The sequence below is a fragment of the Pseudomonas protegens genome (assembly GCF_003732485.1).
Classification (GTDB): domain Bacteria; phylum Pseudomonadota; class Gammaproteobacteria; order Pseudomonadales; family Pseudomonadaceae; genus Aquipseudomonas; species Aquipseudomonas protegens_B.
This window is the reverse complement of the sequence record NZ_MOAK01000070.1, coordinates 16,475-29,673: the sequence shown is the minus strand read 5'-3', so window position 1 is coordinate 29,673 and position 13,199 is coordinate 16,475. Positions and strand designations below refer to the sequence as shown.

General features: G+C 64.1%; 14 protein-coding genes. 5 read left to right on the top strand and 9 right to left on the bottom strand.

Going from position 1 to position 13,199, the window contains the following annotated elements; all coding sequences use genetic code 11:
* Positions 1-612 (bottom strand): PDC sensor domain-containing protein (locus tag BLX41_RS35645; RefSeq protein WP_473241681.1); only part of this gene is annotated, 612 nt, incomplete at its 3' end.
* Positions 613-1,068: 456 nt separating this feature from the next.
* On the opposite strand from BLX41_RS35645, the gene BLX41_RS17990 reads away from it, so the two are divergent.
* The gene (locus BLX41_RS17990) at positions 1,069-1,965 is read left to right on the top strand and encodes a PA4780 family RIO1-like protein kinase (protein WP_102863027.1); all 897 of its coding nucleotides are present in this window, start codon (positions 1,069-1,071) and stop codon (positions 1,963-1,965) included.
* 46 nt (positions 1,966-2,011) lie between these two features.
* Here BLX41_RS17990 and cueR read toward each other — a convergent pair whose 3' ends face one another.
* The 3 genes from cueR to BLX41_RS17975 all read right to left on the bottom strand — a co-directional run bounded on the left by cueR (position 2,012) and on the right by BLX41_RS17975 (position 5,344).
* Positions 2,012-2,416, bottom strand: coding sequence for a Cu(I)-responsive transcriptional regulator (cueR, locus tag BLX41_RS17985; RefSeq protein WP_123725979.1), 405 nt, complete (start codon positions 2,414-2,416; stop codon positions 2,012-2,014).
* A complete protein-coding gene (locus BLX41_RS17980) occupies positions 2,413-4,809 on the bottom strand; it encodes a heavy metal translocating P-type ATPase (RefSeq protein WP_123725978.1) in 2,397 nt (798 codons plus the stop codon). The genes cueR and BLX41_RS17980 overlap by 4 nt, the downstream gene beginning before the upstream one ends.
* Positions 4,810-4,960: 151 nt before the next feature.
* The gene (locus BLX41_RS17975; RefSeq protein ID WP_123725977.1) at positions 4,961-5,344 is read right to left on the bottom strand and encodes a hypothetical protein; all 384 of its coding nucleotides are present in this window, start codon (positions 5,342-5,344) and stop codon (positions 4,961-4,963) included.
* A gap of 145 nt (positions 5,345-5,489) precedes the next feature.
* Here BLX41_RS17975 and BLX41_RS17970 point away from each other — a divergent pair, with 145 nt between their 5' ends.
* Together BLX41_RS17970 and BLX41_RS17965 are read left to right on the top strand one after the other, a co-directional pair.
* Positions 5,490-5,687 carry a heavy-metal-associated domain-containing protein gene (locus BLX41_RS17970; RefSeq protein ID WP_123725976.1) on the top strand — a complete coding sequence of 66 codons (198 nt, stop codon included), beginning with the start codon at positions 5,490-5,492 and terminating at the stop codon, positions 5,685-5,687.
* 92 nt (positions 5,688-5,779) lie between these two features.
* The gene (locus tag BLX41_RS17965; RefSeq protein WP_123726014.1) at positions 5,780-6,976 is read left to right on the top strand and encodes a multidrug effflux MFS transporter; all 1,197 of its coding nucleotides are present in this window, start codon (positions 5,780-5,782) and stop codon (positions 6,974-6,976) included.
* A gap of 1 nt (position 6,977) precedes the next feature.
* On the opposite strand, the gene BLX41_RS33745 is transcribed toward BLX41_RS17965, so the two are convergent.
* The 3 genes from BLX41_RS33745 to BLX41_RS17955 all read right to left on the bottom strand — a co-directional run bounded on the left by BLX41_RS33745 (position 6,978) and on the right by BLX41_RS17955 (position 8,636).
* Entirely contained in the window at positions 6,978-7,154 is a 177-nt protein-coding gene (locus tag BLX41_RS33745; protein WP_185073655.1) for a hypothetical protein, read from the bottom strand.
* Between the two features lie 144 nt (positions 7,155-7,298).
* Positions 7,299-8,312, bottom strand: a complete 1,014-nt coding sequence (locus tag BLX41_RS17960; RefSeq protein WP_123725975.1) for a zinc-binding alcohol dehydrogenase family protein — start codon at positions 8,310-8,312, stop codon at positions 7,299-7,301.
* 30 nt (positions 8,313-8,342) lie between these two features.
* Positions 8,343-8,636, bottom strand: a complete 294-nt coding sequence (locus tag BLX41_RS17955) for a putative quinol monooxygenase (RefSeq protein ID WP_123725974.1) — start codon at positions 8,634-8,636, stop codon at positions 8,343-8,345.
* A gap of 118 nt (positions 8,637-8,754) precedes the next feature.
* Here BLX41_RS17955 and BLX41_RS17950 point away from each other — a divergent pair, with 118 nt between their 5' ends.
* Both BLX41_RS17950 and BLX41_RS17945 read left to right on the top strand, forming a co-directional pair.
* A complete protein-coding gene (locus tag BLX41_RS17950; RefSeq protein ID WP_102863034.1) occupies positions 8,755-9,663 on the top strand; it encodes a LysR family transcriptional regulator in 909 nt (302 codons plus the stop codon).
* A 122-nt stretch (positions 9,664-9,785) separates the two neighbouring features.
* Positions 9,786-11,162 carry an MFS transporter gene (locus BLX41_RS17945; protein ID WP_123725973.1) on the top strand — a complete coding sequence of 459 codons (1,377 nt, stop codon included), beginning with the start codon at positions 9,786-9,788 and terminating at the stop codon, positions 11,160-11,162.
* Positions 11,163-11,229: 67 nt separating this feature from the next.
* Here the strand turns inward: BLX41_RS17945 and BLX41_RS17940 are convergent, their stop codons facing one another.
* Positions 11,230-12,183, bottom strand: a complete 954-nt coding sequence (locus tag BLX41_RS17940) for an adenosine deaminase (RefSeq protein ID WP_123725972.1) — start codon at positions 12,181-12,183, stop codon at positions 11,230-11,232.
* A 180-nt stretch (positions 12,184-12,363) separates the two neighbouring features.
* The coding region (locus tag BLX41_RS17935; protein WP_123725971.1) for a 2OG-Fe(II) oxygenase family protein at positions 12,364-13,199 on the bottom strand (836 nt) is incomplete at its 5' end.

Below are 13,199 nucleotides of genomic sequence, written 5' to 3'. Positions count from 1 at the left end.
CTGCTTGACGATTTCGGTGAGCTGCTTGAGGGACACGTCGACCGCGACCACGCCGCCTTGAGGGCCCAACTGGTTGGCCAGGGAGCGTACGGTGCTGACCAGCACCGCATCGTCGCTGGCCCAGTAATAGGCGTCGGTGCGCAGGGTCTTGCCCGGGTTGGCCAGGGCGGTCTTGTACCAGGGGCGCACGCGTGGGTCGTAGTTGGCCAGCTTCAGGTCGGCGGGCCAGGACACGTAACCGCCGTTGCTCACGCCATAGGACACATAGGAATAAGCGGGATGGCTGGCGGCCATGGCGGCGAACAGCTCGAAGATGCGTTTGTCCTGCTCGCCTTCCGGGACCTTCGCGGCATCGGCGCTCATCCAGGTCTTGAGGTTGTCGCCGGCCTGGGTGAGCAAAGGTTGGGCCGCCAGGTAGTCGATGTTCTGGCTGATGCCTTCGAAAAACAGCTGCATGGCGTTGGCCACTTGGCGGATCTCGCGGCCGCTGCCGTCGACAAAGGTGTTTTCGGCATCGCTGCGCAGGTTGATCACCACCAGCGTGGCCACCAGCACCACGGGCAGGCAGGCAATGACGGCGAAGGCCCAGGTGAGTTTCTGTTTGATGTTCATCCGCGCTCCAGATTTTCTTGTATGACCACGAAGTGCAGGCGACTCGCGGATTATTGGCAGCTTGAAGGGTGGCGCTGATTGCAGTCCCTGAGGCAGAAGTCGAGCAGGCAGCGATCGAACCTTGGCCGGCGGCTGACGTCTTCATTGGATTGTCGGACAAAATCCCTTTGTCTCTGATGACTTCGGCTGGGCCGGCGGAAAATTGAGCCGCAGGGAGAAAAAACCTCCGTGCAGACCCCAAGGGCGTGCGACAGATGGTGGCAATCTCTCAAGCCTTGGCGGGCGTTGTTCGCTGGCCACTCGGCTATGATCTTCGGCGGCAGCGCTTCAGGGATCTGGCACATTGAGTGCATTGCTGTCGTCCGGCGCTCGGCAGCCCTTTCCCGTGGTGGGAGGATTGCCGTATAACGAGTGACTTTCGCGTGTTTGGTAACAAGGGACCCACAATAAAAGCTGATGAAGACTCCAAAACGCATTGAACCCCTGATCGAAGACGGTCTGGTAGACGAGGTGCTGCGCCCACTCATGAGTGGTAAAGAGGCAGCTGTGTATGTGGTGCGCTGCGGCAACGAGCTACGTTGCGCCAAGGTCTACAAGGAGGCGAACAAACGCAGTTTCCGTCAGGCGGCGGAATATCAGGAAGGGCGCAAGGTTCGCAACAGCCGACAGGCGCGGGCCATGGCCAAGGGCTCGAAGTTCGGTCGCAAGGAAACCGAGGACGCCTGGCAGAACGCCGAAGTGGCGGCCTTGTTCCGTCTGGCCAATGCCGGAGTTCGGGTGCCCAAGCCGTTCGACTTTCTCGAAGGCGTGCTGCTGATGGAACTGGTGGCCGACGAGTACGGTGACGCGGCGCCACGGCTCAACGATGTGGTGCTGGAGCCGGACCAGGCTCGTGAATATCACGCCTTCCTGATTTCCCAGATCGTCCTGATGTTGTGTACCGGCCTGGTGCACGGTGACCTTTCCGAGTTCAACGTGCTGCTGACGCCGGACGGTCCGGTGATCATCGACCTGCCCCAGGCGGTGGATGCCGCAGGCAACAACCATGCGTTCAGCATGCTGGAGCGGGACGTGGGCAACATGGCGTCCTACTTCGGGCGTTTTGCCCCGGAGCTCAAGCACACCCGTTATGCCAAGGAAATGTGGGCCTTGTACGAGGCCGGCACCTTGCATCCGGGCAGTGTGCTGACCGGCGAGTTCGACGACCCTGAAGAACTGGCGGATGTCGGCAGCGTGATCCGCGAGATCGAAGCGGCACGGCTGGACGAGGAGCGTCGCCAGGCAGTGCGGGCGGCGGACGATGCGCCGCCGGGCAAATCCGAAGAACCACCGCCTCCGCCCTGGATGCAGTGATGGAATAAAAAATCCGGCCAAGGCCGGATTTTTCATGCCCGCGGTTTCAGTGTTCGCAGCAACTGCCGGACGCCAGCTCCTTGAGGATCGGGCAGTCCGGGCGATGGTCGCCCTGGCAGTGCTCCACCAGATCCTGCAGGGTGTCGCGCAGGCCCGCCAGTTCGCGGATCTTTTGGTTGAGCTCGTCGATGTGCTGGCGCGCCAGGGCCTTCACATCGGCGCTGGCTCGCTGCCGGTCCTGCCACAGGGTCAACAGCTTGCCCACTTCTTCCAGGGAAAAGCCCAGGTCCCGCGAGCGCTTGATGAACGCCAGACTGTGCAGATCTTCGTCGCCGTACAGGCGATAGCCGCTGTCACTGCGGTGGGCCGGCTTGAGTAGACCGATGGACTCGTAGTAACGGATCATCTTGGCGCTCAGGCCGCTCTTTCGGGCTGCTTGGCCGATGTTCATTCGGCGTTCTCCAGGTCTTTGGGTTTCCAGGTCTTCAACAGTAGCGCATTGCTTACCACGCTGACGCTGGACAGGGCCATGGCCGCCCCGGCCAGCACCGGGTTGAGCAGGCCGAACGCAGCCAGCGGGATGCCGATCAGGTTGTAGACGAAGGCCCAGAACAGGTTCTGGCGGATCTTCGCATAGGTCTTGCGGCTGATTTCCAGGGCCGCCGGGATCAACCGCGGATCACCGCGCATCAGGGTGATGCCCGCCGCGTGCATGGCCACGTCGGTGCCGCCGCCCATGGCAATGCCGATGTCGGCCGCCGCCAGGGCCGGGGCGTCGTTGATGCCGTCGCCGACCATGGCCACCACGCCGGTCTTTTTCAGCTCTGTCACCGTGGCGGCCTTGTCCGCCGGCAGTACTTCGGCGTGCACATCGTCGATGCCCAGGGCATCGGCCACGACCTTGGCGCTGCCACGGTTGTCGCCGGTCAGCAGATGGCTGCTGATATGCCGCGCGCGCAGTTGCTGCACCGCTTGCAAGGCGCCGGGCTTGAGGGTGTCGCCGAAAGCGAACAGGCCCAGTACCCGGGATTGCGGGCTTTGCTCGATCAGCCAGGACAGGGTCCGGCCCTCGTGTTCCCAGTCCTTGGCCGCCTGGGCCAGGCTGCCCGGGTTCAGGCCGCATTCCTCCAGCAGGCGACGGTTGCCCAGGGCCAGTTGGCGGCCGTCCAGGGTGCCGGCAATGCCGCGCCCGGTCAGGGACTGGCTGGCGCTGACGTCCGCCACGGGCAGTTGGCGTTCCTGGCACAGGTCCAGCACCGCCTTGGCCAGGGGGTGTTCGCTACCGCGCTGCAGAGCGCCGGCCAGTTGCAGTACGGCGTTTTCGTCGCCTTCCAGGGCCTGCATGTGGGCGATGCGCGGCGTGCCGGAAGTCAGGGTGCCGGTCTTGTCGAAGACCACCGAGCTGACTTCGTGGGCCCGCTCCAGGGCTTCGGCGTCCTTGATCAGAATGCCGTGGCGGGCGGCCACGCCGGTGCCGGCCATGATCGCAGTGGGGGTGGCCAGGCCCAGGGCGCAAGGGCAGGCGATCACCAGCACCGCCACGGCGTTGATCACTGCGGTTTCCAGGGGCGCGCCGTACAACCACCAGCCCACCAGGGTGATCAGCGCCAGCACCAGTACGGTGGGGACGAATACCTGGCTGACCTTGTCCACCAGCTTCTGGATCGGCGCCTTGCCGGCCTGGGCGTCTTCCACCAGGCGAATGATCCGCGCCAGGACGGTTTCCGCACCCAGGGCCAGGGTACGCACCAGCAGGCGGCCTTCGCCGTTGATAGCGCCACCGGTGACTTTATCCCCAGGCTGCTTGGGCACCGGCAGGCTTTCACCGCTGATCAGTGCCTCGTCGGCATGGCTCTGGCCTTCAATGACTTCACCGTCCACTGGAAAGCGCTCACCGGGCTTGACCAGCACCAGGTCGTTCAGGCGCAGGGCGCTGATGGCCACATCCTGCTCGCGGCCGTCGATCACCTGGATCGCCCGTTCCGGACGCAGGGCTTCCAGGGCGCGGATGGCACTGGCGGTCTGGCGCTTGGCCCGGCTCTCCAGGTACTTGCCCAGCAGCACCAGGGCGATCACCACCGCCGAGGCTTCGAAGTACAGGTGTGGCATGCTGCCGGCGGCGGCCGTGGCCCACTCATACAGGCTCAGGCCATAACCGGCGCTGGTGCCCAGGGCCACCAGCAGGTCCATGTTGCCGCTGCCGGCGCGCACGGCTTTCCAGGCCGCCACGTAGAAGCGCGCACCGAAGATGAACTGTACCGGGGTGGCCAGGGCGAACTGGGCCCAGGCCGGGAGCATCCAGTGCAGGCCAAAGGGTTGCACCAGCATCGGCAGCACCAGGGGCAGGGCCAGGAGGATCGCCAGGACCAGGCTCCAGCGTTCGCGCCGCAGGTTCTGCTGTTGATCGTTGCCGTGCTTGTGCTCGGCCTGCCACAGGCTGGCGGAGTAGCCGGCCTGGGTCACGGCATTGATCAGCAGCGTCGGGTCGACCTGGCCCAGCAGCTCGAGGTGAGCCCGTTCCGTGGCCAGGTTGACGCTGGCGCTGCGCACGCCTTGAACCTTGTTCAAGGCGCGCTCCACGCGACCGGCACAGGTGGCGCAGGTCATGCCGCCGATGGTCAATTCAATGGACTGCACCGGCACGCTATAACCGGCATTTTCCACCGCTTCCAGCAGGGCCGGCAGACTGTCGCCGGGGGCTTCGATCCGGGCCTGCTCCGTGGCCAGGTTGACGCTTACCGCGCGTATACCGGCGACCTTGGCCAAGGCACGCTCCACACGACCGGCGCAACTGGCGCAGGTCATGCCGGCAATCGGCAGGTCGAAGGTGGTTGATTCAGGCATGGCTGACACTCCCTGTAAATGTTGCCCACAGGATCAACCTTGCCATGCAGGCAAGGTCAAGCGGGCATTGCCAGGGTGCTTCATTTTGTCCCAGGGGGGAGCAGGAGCACGCCTTGCGCTGTCGGGCGCAAGGCGTGTGGAGGACGGAGCGTCAGTAATCCAGGGCGGTGGGCTTGAGGTACATGCCCGAGGCGTTGGTGGCGATGCGGAACTTCAGCACATCGCCGGCCCGCACGCTGATGTCCTGGGAACCCGGGGCGAGCAGGCCGGGGTTGCAGCCCGGCGCCTGGCCCGGCAGCAGTTTCAGGCGCAGGGACACCTTGCCCGGCGGCAGGTTGAAGGAGGCGCTCTGCTCCTGGAACAGCCGGCCGGCGAGCTGGTCCTGGATGTACAGGCCGATCTCGCAGGAGGTGGCGACTTCCAGCCGCTCCCGGGAAATGATCAGTACGCCGTAGTCTTCTCCGGCGGCCAGTACCGGTGGCGTTGCCGCCAACAGACCCAGAAGGCCGACGAGGCTGAAAGTTGACCAGCGCATGGCTGAATCTCCTGCTGTGATGTCGTAAGACGTGCAGCTTGGCGGAGCGCGGCGCCGATTTCCAGCCCGGCAGTTCAATCCGGAACTTGACCTTGCCACAGTGGCAAGGACAAGACTGCGTGCATCCCAATACAGGAGAAGCGCGATGCAAGTATTCAATGTTCAAGGCATGTCCTGCGGCCACTGCGTGCGGGCCATCACTCAGGCGCTACAGAGCAAGGACCCGGCGGCCACTGTGCGGGTGGACCTGGCGGCCAAGGAAGTGGGGGTCGATAGTCGCCTGTCCAGCGAAGAGGTGATCAACCTGATCAGCGAGGAAGGCTACGCCGTCCAGGTTGCCTGAGCCTTTTTAATAGTTAGCGACCTACCGGAATGTTCAAGGCGTCCAAGCGCGGCTAGACTGTGCCACCGCTGACCCACGCTCGCTTGGATGCCATGAACCTCCGCACAATCCTGATTCTCGGCGCCTTGAGCGCATTCGGCCCTCTGGCCATCGACTTTTATCTGCCGGCCTTTCCGTCGATGGCCCTGGCTTTCGGCACCGATGAAAAACACGTCCAACTGACCCTGGCCGCCTATTTCCTGGGGCTGTCCATTGGCCAGCTGGCCTATGGTCCTGTGGCCGACCGTTTTGGTCGGCGCCTGCCGTTGCTGGTTGGAGTGGGGCTGTTCACCCTGGCCTCACTGGCCTGCGCCTATGCACCCAACCTGGAGTGGCTGATTGGTGCGCGTTTCGTCCAGGCTCTGGGCGGTTGCGCCGGCATGGTGATTTCCCGCGCGGTGGTCAGCGACAAATGCGATGCGGTGGGCTCGGCCAAGGTGTTCTCCCAGTTGATGCTGGTGATGGGCCTGGCGCCGATCCTGGCGCCGATGCTCGGCGGCCTGTTGGTCAACCTCTACGGTTGGCAATCGATCTTCATCATGCTCACGGTGTTCAGTGCCCTGTCAGGACTGGCGGTGGCCCTGGGGCTGCCGGAAAGCATGCCGGCCACGCGCCCGCGCTTGCCGTTGTCCGGAGCGTTGCGCCAATACGGCCTGTTGCTGGCGGACCGGGTCTTTCTCGGTCACGCCCTGACCGGCGGCATCGCTATCGCCGGGATGTTTTCCTATATCGCCGGCTCACCCTTTGTCTTCATCAAGCTCTACGGTGTGCCGGCGGAGCACTTCGGCTGGTTTTTCGGGATCAATGCCGGCGGTTTCATCCTGGTGGCGCAGATCAATGCACGGCTGTTGGCCAAGCGCGGTCCGGCCTTCCTGCTGACCCGTACCGTGTGGATCTATCTGGCGGCCGGGTTGGCCTTGCTGGCCGTCAGCGCCTTGCATACGAGTGAACTCTGGCCGCTGTTGCCGCCCTTGTTCGTGTGCATCGCCAGCCTCGGCTGCATCATTCCCAATGCGGCGGCCTGCGCCATGAACGGCCAGGGCGCGCGCGCCGGCAGCGCCTCGGCGATGCTCGGTTGCCTGCAGTTCAGCGTCGCTGCGGGCGCCGCCTATCTGGTGGGTGTGTTGCACGATGACAGTGCCATGCCGATGGCCATGGTCATCTGCCTGTGCGGTGTTCTGGCGGTGAGCATGGCGGTCATGACCCGGCGTTTGCAGAATGCCCGGGCATTGAAAGCCGCCGAGCTCTGAGTCAGCCGACGGCGCGCTGACTCTGGGGAATCTGGTGAGGGGCTTGCAAGCGGGCTTGCAGGGTCTGGGTGAAAGCCCGGGCCTCGGCTTCACTGCGGAAAGTCACCGCGTGCTGGTCGAGACGGACCTGCCATTGGGAGCCTTGAGGGTTTGCCAATTCTTTTATCAGGATCTTCATTGCTGACCTCCTAACGGTAAAAGAGTGCGATGCAAGGGCTGCCAGTGTAGACCCGAATACGGTCACAAATATGACCGAAATCAACTCTCGGACTGACGGCGGCCATCGGGCTTTTCTGCGCGATGGCCGCCGTGCGTTCAGCCCTTAGAAACCTTCCAGGACGATCTTGCCCTTGGCCGTGCCGCTCTCCAGCAAAGCGTGGGCGCGGCGCAGGTTGGCCGCATTGATCTGGCCGAAATGCTCGCCCACCGTGGTCTTCAGGGTGCCGGCGTCGATCAGCTCGGCGACCTTGTTGAGCAGCACGTGCTGTTCCTGCATGTCGGCGGTCTCGAACAGCGAACGGGTGTACATGAACTCCCAGTGCAGCGACAGGCTCTTGCGCTTGAGCTTGGTCACGTCGAGGCTTTTCGGGTCGTCGATCAAGGCCAGTTTGCCCTGGGGCGCCAGGGCTTCCACCAGCTCATCGAGGTGGGCGTCGGTCTGGGTCAGGCTGGCGACGTGGGTCACCTGGTCGATGCCGATGCGCTTGAGCTCGGCGCTCAGTGGCTGGCGGTGATCCACCACGCCGTGTGCGCCCAGCTCGCGGACCCAGGCTTGGGTCTGCTCCCGGGAGGCGCTGCCGATCACCTTGAGGCCGGTCAGTTGCCGGGCCAGTTGGGTGAGGATCGAACCGACCCCGCCGGCGGCGCCGACAATCAGCAGGCTCTGGCCCTGGTCGCTGCGGTCCTGGCTGATTTGCAGGCGTTCGAACAGCAGCTCCCAGGCGGTGATCGCGGTCAGCGGCAGGGCCGCGGCTTCGGCAAAGCCCAGGCTCTTGGGCATATGGCCGACGATACGTTCATCCACGGTGTGCAGTTCGCTGTTGCCCCCGGCTCGGGCGATGGAGCCGGCGTAGAACACCCGGTCGCCAACCTTGAACAGGCTGACCTCGCTGCCCACGGCCTTGACCACTCCGGCCACGTCCCAGCCCAGCACCTTGGCCGCGCCGCCTTCGGGCTGGACGTTCTGGCGGACCTTGGTGTCCACCGGGTTGACCGAGATGGCCTTGACCTCCACCAACAGGTCCCGGGGACCGGGCACGGGTTCCGGAAGCTGGGTGTCCTGAAGGGATTGCGGGTCGTTGATCGGCAGCGATTGGTAGTAGGCGATGGCTTTCATGGTGAATTCCTGTTGAGTGCAGAGAGAGGGTCAGACGATCAGTTGCAGGCGCTTGAGTTCGAAGTGCTCGATCGCCTCGCGGGTCTGGGCGAGGAAGTGCTGGAAGTGCGGGGTGTTGTTGTGAAACTCCAGGGCGGCTTCATCGTCCCAGCGTTCCAGAACGTAGAAGGTGCCCGGTTGTTCGGCGTCCTGATGCAATTGGTAGTACTGGCAACCGGCTTCGGCACGGCTGGGGTGTACCAGGGCACTGAGCTCGTGCTTGAGGACGCTGTGCTGGTCAGGCTTGGCGATCAGGGTCGCGATGGCGGTAAAGGCTTGGGACATGGGGTTTACCTTTGGGCTGTCAGGTGATGGGCAGATAATTGGCTATTTCTCCTGAAGATAAAACCGGCTAAAAGAGCAGTCTCTTTCAATATTTTTTTGATAATCCAGGGGTAAATCCATGCTGCGATTCGATGACCTGCAACTGTTCGTGCGGGCCGCGGACCTGGGCAGCCTGTCGGCGGCGGCCCGGGTCATGGACCTGTCGCCGGCGGTGGCCAGCGCCGCCCTCAAGCGCATCGAGGAACACTTGGGGGCGCGTTTGCTGGCCCGTTCCACCCGCAGCCTGCGTCTGACGGCCGAGGGCGAGGGCTTTCTTGAATACGCCCGCGCCGCCTTGAGCAACCTGGATGAAGGGCGGCGCCTGCTGGCCAGCGGACAGGATCAGGTCAGTGGCGTGTTGCAGCTTTCCGCGCCTTCGGACTTTGGTCGCAACCTGCTGCTGCCCTGGCTCGACGAGTTCCAGCGCGAGCATCCCAAGCTCAGCGTGCGCCTGCTGCTGGGGGACCGGATTGCCGATCTGTTCCGCCAGCCGGTGGACATTGCCCTGCGCTACGGTGAGCCGGAAGATTCGAGCCTAGTGGCGCTGCCGATCGCCCCGGACAATCTTAGGGTCCTGTGTGCCGCCCCCAGCTACCTGGCCCGTCACGGCGAGCCGCGCCAGCTGGAGCAACTGGCCCAGCACAACTGCCTGCTGTACATGCTCGACAGTCGGGCCCATGACCTTTGGAGTTTTTATGACGGCAAGCGCGAGGTGAGCCTGACCGTCAGTGGCGACCGTCTGAGTGACGATGCCGATGTGGTGCGGCGCTGGGCGGTGGCCGGCGAAGGGATTGCCTACAAGTCCTGGCTGGATGTGGCCGCCGATGTACTGGCCGGCCGCTTGCAGGTGCTGCTGCCGGAGTTGCGTTGCGAAGGTGCGTCGCTGAACCTTTTGTGCACCCATCGCGCGCACCTGAGCAAACCGGTCAAGTTGCTGCGGGACATGCTCCAGGAGCGCTGCGCCCAGATCAGCGCCCGGCGCCCGTAGGAGCCGGCTTGCCGGCGAACCCCCCGCGTCGCGGACGGACGCGAACAGGTCGCCCTCGGCAATCAGTCCCGGCCTCGATCGCGCACACTTCAACGGTCAAGCATTCAACCGGGGGAAGGGGCATGGGCATACAGGGATACAGCGCCGCAGAGCGCCTGGAACGGCTACCCATCAGCGGTTATCACCGGGTGATTTTCATCATCATCGCCCTGGCGTTTTTCTTCGACTCCATGGACCTGGCGATGATGACCTTCCTCCTCGGTTCAATCAAAACCGAGTTCGGCCTGAGCTCGGCCCAGGCCGGTCTGTTGGCCAGTTCCAGCTTCTTCGGCATGGTGCTGGGCGCCTCGCTGTCGGGCATGCTCGCCGACCGCTTCGGGCGCAAGCCGGTGTTCCAGTGGAGCATCGTGCTCTGGGGCCTGGCCAGTTACCTGTGCTCCACCGCCCAGAGCGTGGACAGCCTGACGCTGTTCCGGGTGCTGCAGGGAATCGGCATGGGCATGGAATTCCCCATCGCCCAATCGATGCTCTCGGAGATGATTCCGGCGCAACGACGCGGACGCTACATCGCCTTGATGGACGGCTTCTGGCCCCTGGGTTTTGTGGCTGCCGGCGTGCTGTCGTACTTCCTCCTGCCGCTGATCGGCTGGCGTGACATCTTCCTGGTGCTGGCGATTCCGGCGGTGTTCGTGCTGGTGATCCGCTTCTTCATTCCCGAGTCGCCGCGCTGGCTGGAGCAGGCAGGGCGTCATGCCGAGGCCGACCGGGTGTTGCTGGACATCGAGGACAAGGTGCGGGCTTCCCTGGGCGGCGCCCCGTTGCCGGAGCCAGTGCGCCTGCCGCGAGTCGAGCGTGCGCCGGGGCACTTCTTTTCCGCGCTGAAACAGATCTGGTCGCCCCTGTACCGGCAACGCACGATGATGATCTGGAGCCTGTGGTTCTTCGCGTTGCTGGGGTTCTACGGGCTGACTTCCTGGCTCAGCGCCTTGTTGCAACAGTCCGGTTTTGCCGTGACCCAGTCGGTGTACTACACAGTGCTGATTTCCCTGGGCGGGATTCCCGGGTTCCTCATGGCCGCCTGGCTGGTGGAGCGCTGGGGGCGCAAACCGGTGTGCATCGTGACCTTGCTCGGCGGCGGGATCATGGCCTTCTTCTACGGCCAGAGCGCGGTGTTTGGCGGCAACGTCAGCCTGTTGATCGGCACTGGCCTGCTGATGCAGTTCTTCCTGTTCGGCATGTGGGCGGTGCTCTACACCTACACGCCTGAGCTGTACCCGACGTCCGCCCGGGCCACGGGCTCGGGCTTTGCTTCGGCCGTTGGCCGGATTGGTTCGCTGCTGGGGCCTTTGGTGACCGGGCTGGTGTTTCCCATCACCGGGCAGGGCGGGGTGTTTGCCTTGGGGGCGTTGTGCTTTGTGATCGCGGCGGGGGTGGTCTGGCTGTTCGGGATGGAGACCCGGGGCAAGACGCTGGAGGAGTTGAGCGAGGCGGGGAACTGATAGAGCTGTTCGCCGGCAAGCCGGCTCCTACAGGTTCGTGTAGGAGCCGGTTTGCCGGCGCTGGGCGTTACGGTTTGACCAGTCGCGCATCCAGGCTGTTCTGCGCCAGGCGCTGGGCCTGATCCTGGGTCATCCCCAGGTCGGTGTACAAGGCGTGGAAGTTCTCGGTGACGTAGCCGCCGAAATAGGCCGGGTCATCGGAGTTCACCGTGACCTTCACCCCGCGCTCGAGCATTTGCAGGATGTTGTGCTGGGACATGTGGTCGAACACGCAGAGCTTGGTGTTGGACAGCGGGCACACGGTCAGCGGGATCTGTTCGTCGATGATGCGCTGCATCAGCCGTTCGTCTTCGAAGGCACGCACGCCGTGGTCGATACGCTGGATCTTCAGCAGGTCCAGGGCTTGCCAGATGTACTCGGGCGGACCTTCCTCGCCAGCGTGGGCGACGGTCAGGAAGCCTTCGCTGCGCGCGCGGTCGAAGACCCGCTGGAACTTGCTCGGCGGATGACCCATTTCCGAACTGTCCAGGCCCACGGCGACAAAGGCGTCGCGGAACGGCAGCGCCTGGTCGAGGGTTTTCTCTGCCTCTTCTTCGCTCAAGTGGCGCAGGAAACTGAGGATCAGGCCACTGGTGATGCCCAGTTGCTGTTCGCCGTCCTTCAGCGCGGCGGCGATACCGTTGAGCACCACTTCGAACGGCACGCCACGGTCGGTGTGGGTCTGCGGATCGAAGAAAGGTTCGGTGTGGATCACGTTCTGTTCTTTGCAGCGCAGCAGGTAGGCCCAGGTCAGGTCGTAGAAGTCCTGGGAGGTGCGCAGCACGTCCGCGCCCTGGTAATACAGGTCGAGGAACTCTTGCAGGTTGTTGAAGGCGTAGGCCTTGCGCAGGGTTTCGACGTCGCTCCAGGGCAGAGCGATCTTGTTGCGTTCGGCCAGGGCGAACAGCAGTTCCGGCTCCAGGGAGCCTTCCAGGTGCAGGTGCAATTCGGCCTTGGGCAAGGCGTTCAGCCAGTCATACATGGTGTTTTCTCATCAGGTGCAGGTGGGCGCTGCGAGAAGGAAACTGTGCCACAGCCATGACCCTCTGCGGGGACGTTGGTGGCGGTTCGCGGTTCTCGCCGGGTTTTCACCGGGCCCGAAAAAGCCGCCATTCTACAGCCGGCGGCGCAAATGTTCGGCAAAACCTGACCGAGTGGGCGATCAGGCCTGCTCCAGCTCCCGGCGATAGGCGTAGGTATCGGCAAAACGCGAGAGCAGGAAGTCGGCGCAGGTGGTCAGCGGATACTTGGCCGGATGCTCCGCGTCCTGGCAGCCGGGCAGGCATTCGATGCGGGTGTCCGGGTGCGGCTCGGCGAAGAACGGCATCGAGTAGCGATCGACCCCCAGCGGGCTGATGACCCGGTGCGGGGTCGACAGGTAACGGTCGTTGCTCCAGCGCGCCATCATGTCGCCCAGGTTGACCACGAAGGTGCCCTCGATGGGCGGCGCGTCGATCCATTGCCCCTGAACGTTGCGTACCTGCAAGCCGCCGGCGGCGTCCTGGTAGAGGAGGGTGATGCAGCCATAGTCGGTGTGGGCCCCGGCGCCTTGCTGTTCTTCGCTGCTGGCGGTGTGGCGCGGCGGATAGTGGATCATCCGCAGTACGCTGACCGGGTCATTGAAGCGGCTGTCGAAGAAGTCCCGCTCGATGCCCAGGGCCAGGGTCATGGCCCGTAGCAGGGTCTGGGCCAGGGCCTGCATGTCCTGATAGTGCTGCTCCATCAGGTCTTTCCAGCCGGGCAGGTCCGGGTGGCGGTTGGGGCCGCGCAGGGGTTTTTCCGCCAGCACGTCCGGGTGCTCGGCCGGCAGGTGCAGGCCCATGTCGAAGGTTTCCTTGAGGTCGCTGGGCTTGCCCGGGTCCAGTTGCTCGGTGGCGATGGCGCCGTAGCCGCGATGGTGACGGCTCTGGGTGATGTCGATCTTGAGTTTTTCAGCGCTGGGCAGGGCGAAGAAGTGCTTGGCCGTGACCAGCAATTGCTCGATGCGCTGTGCACTGA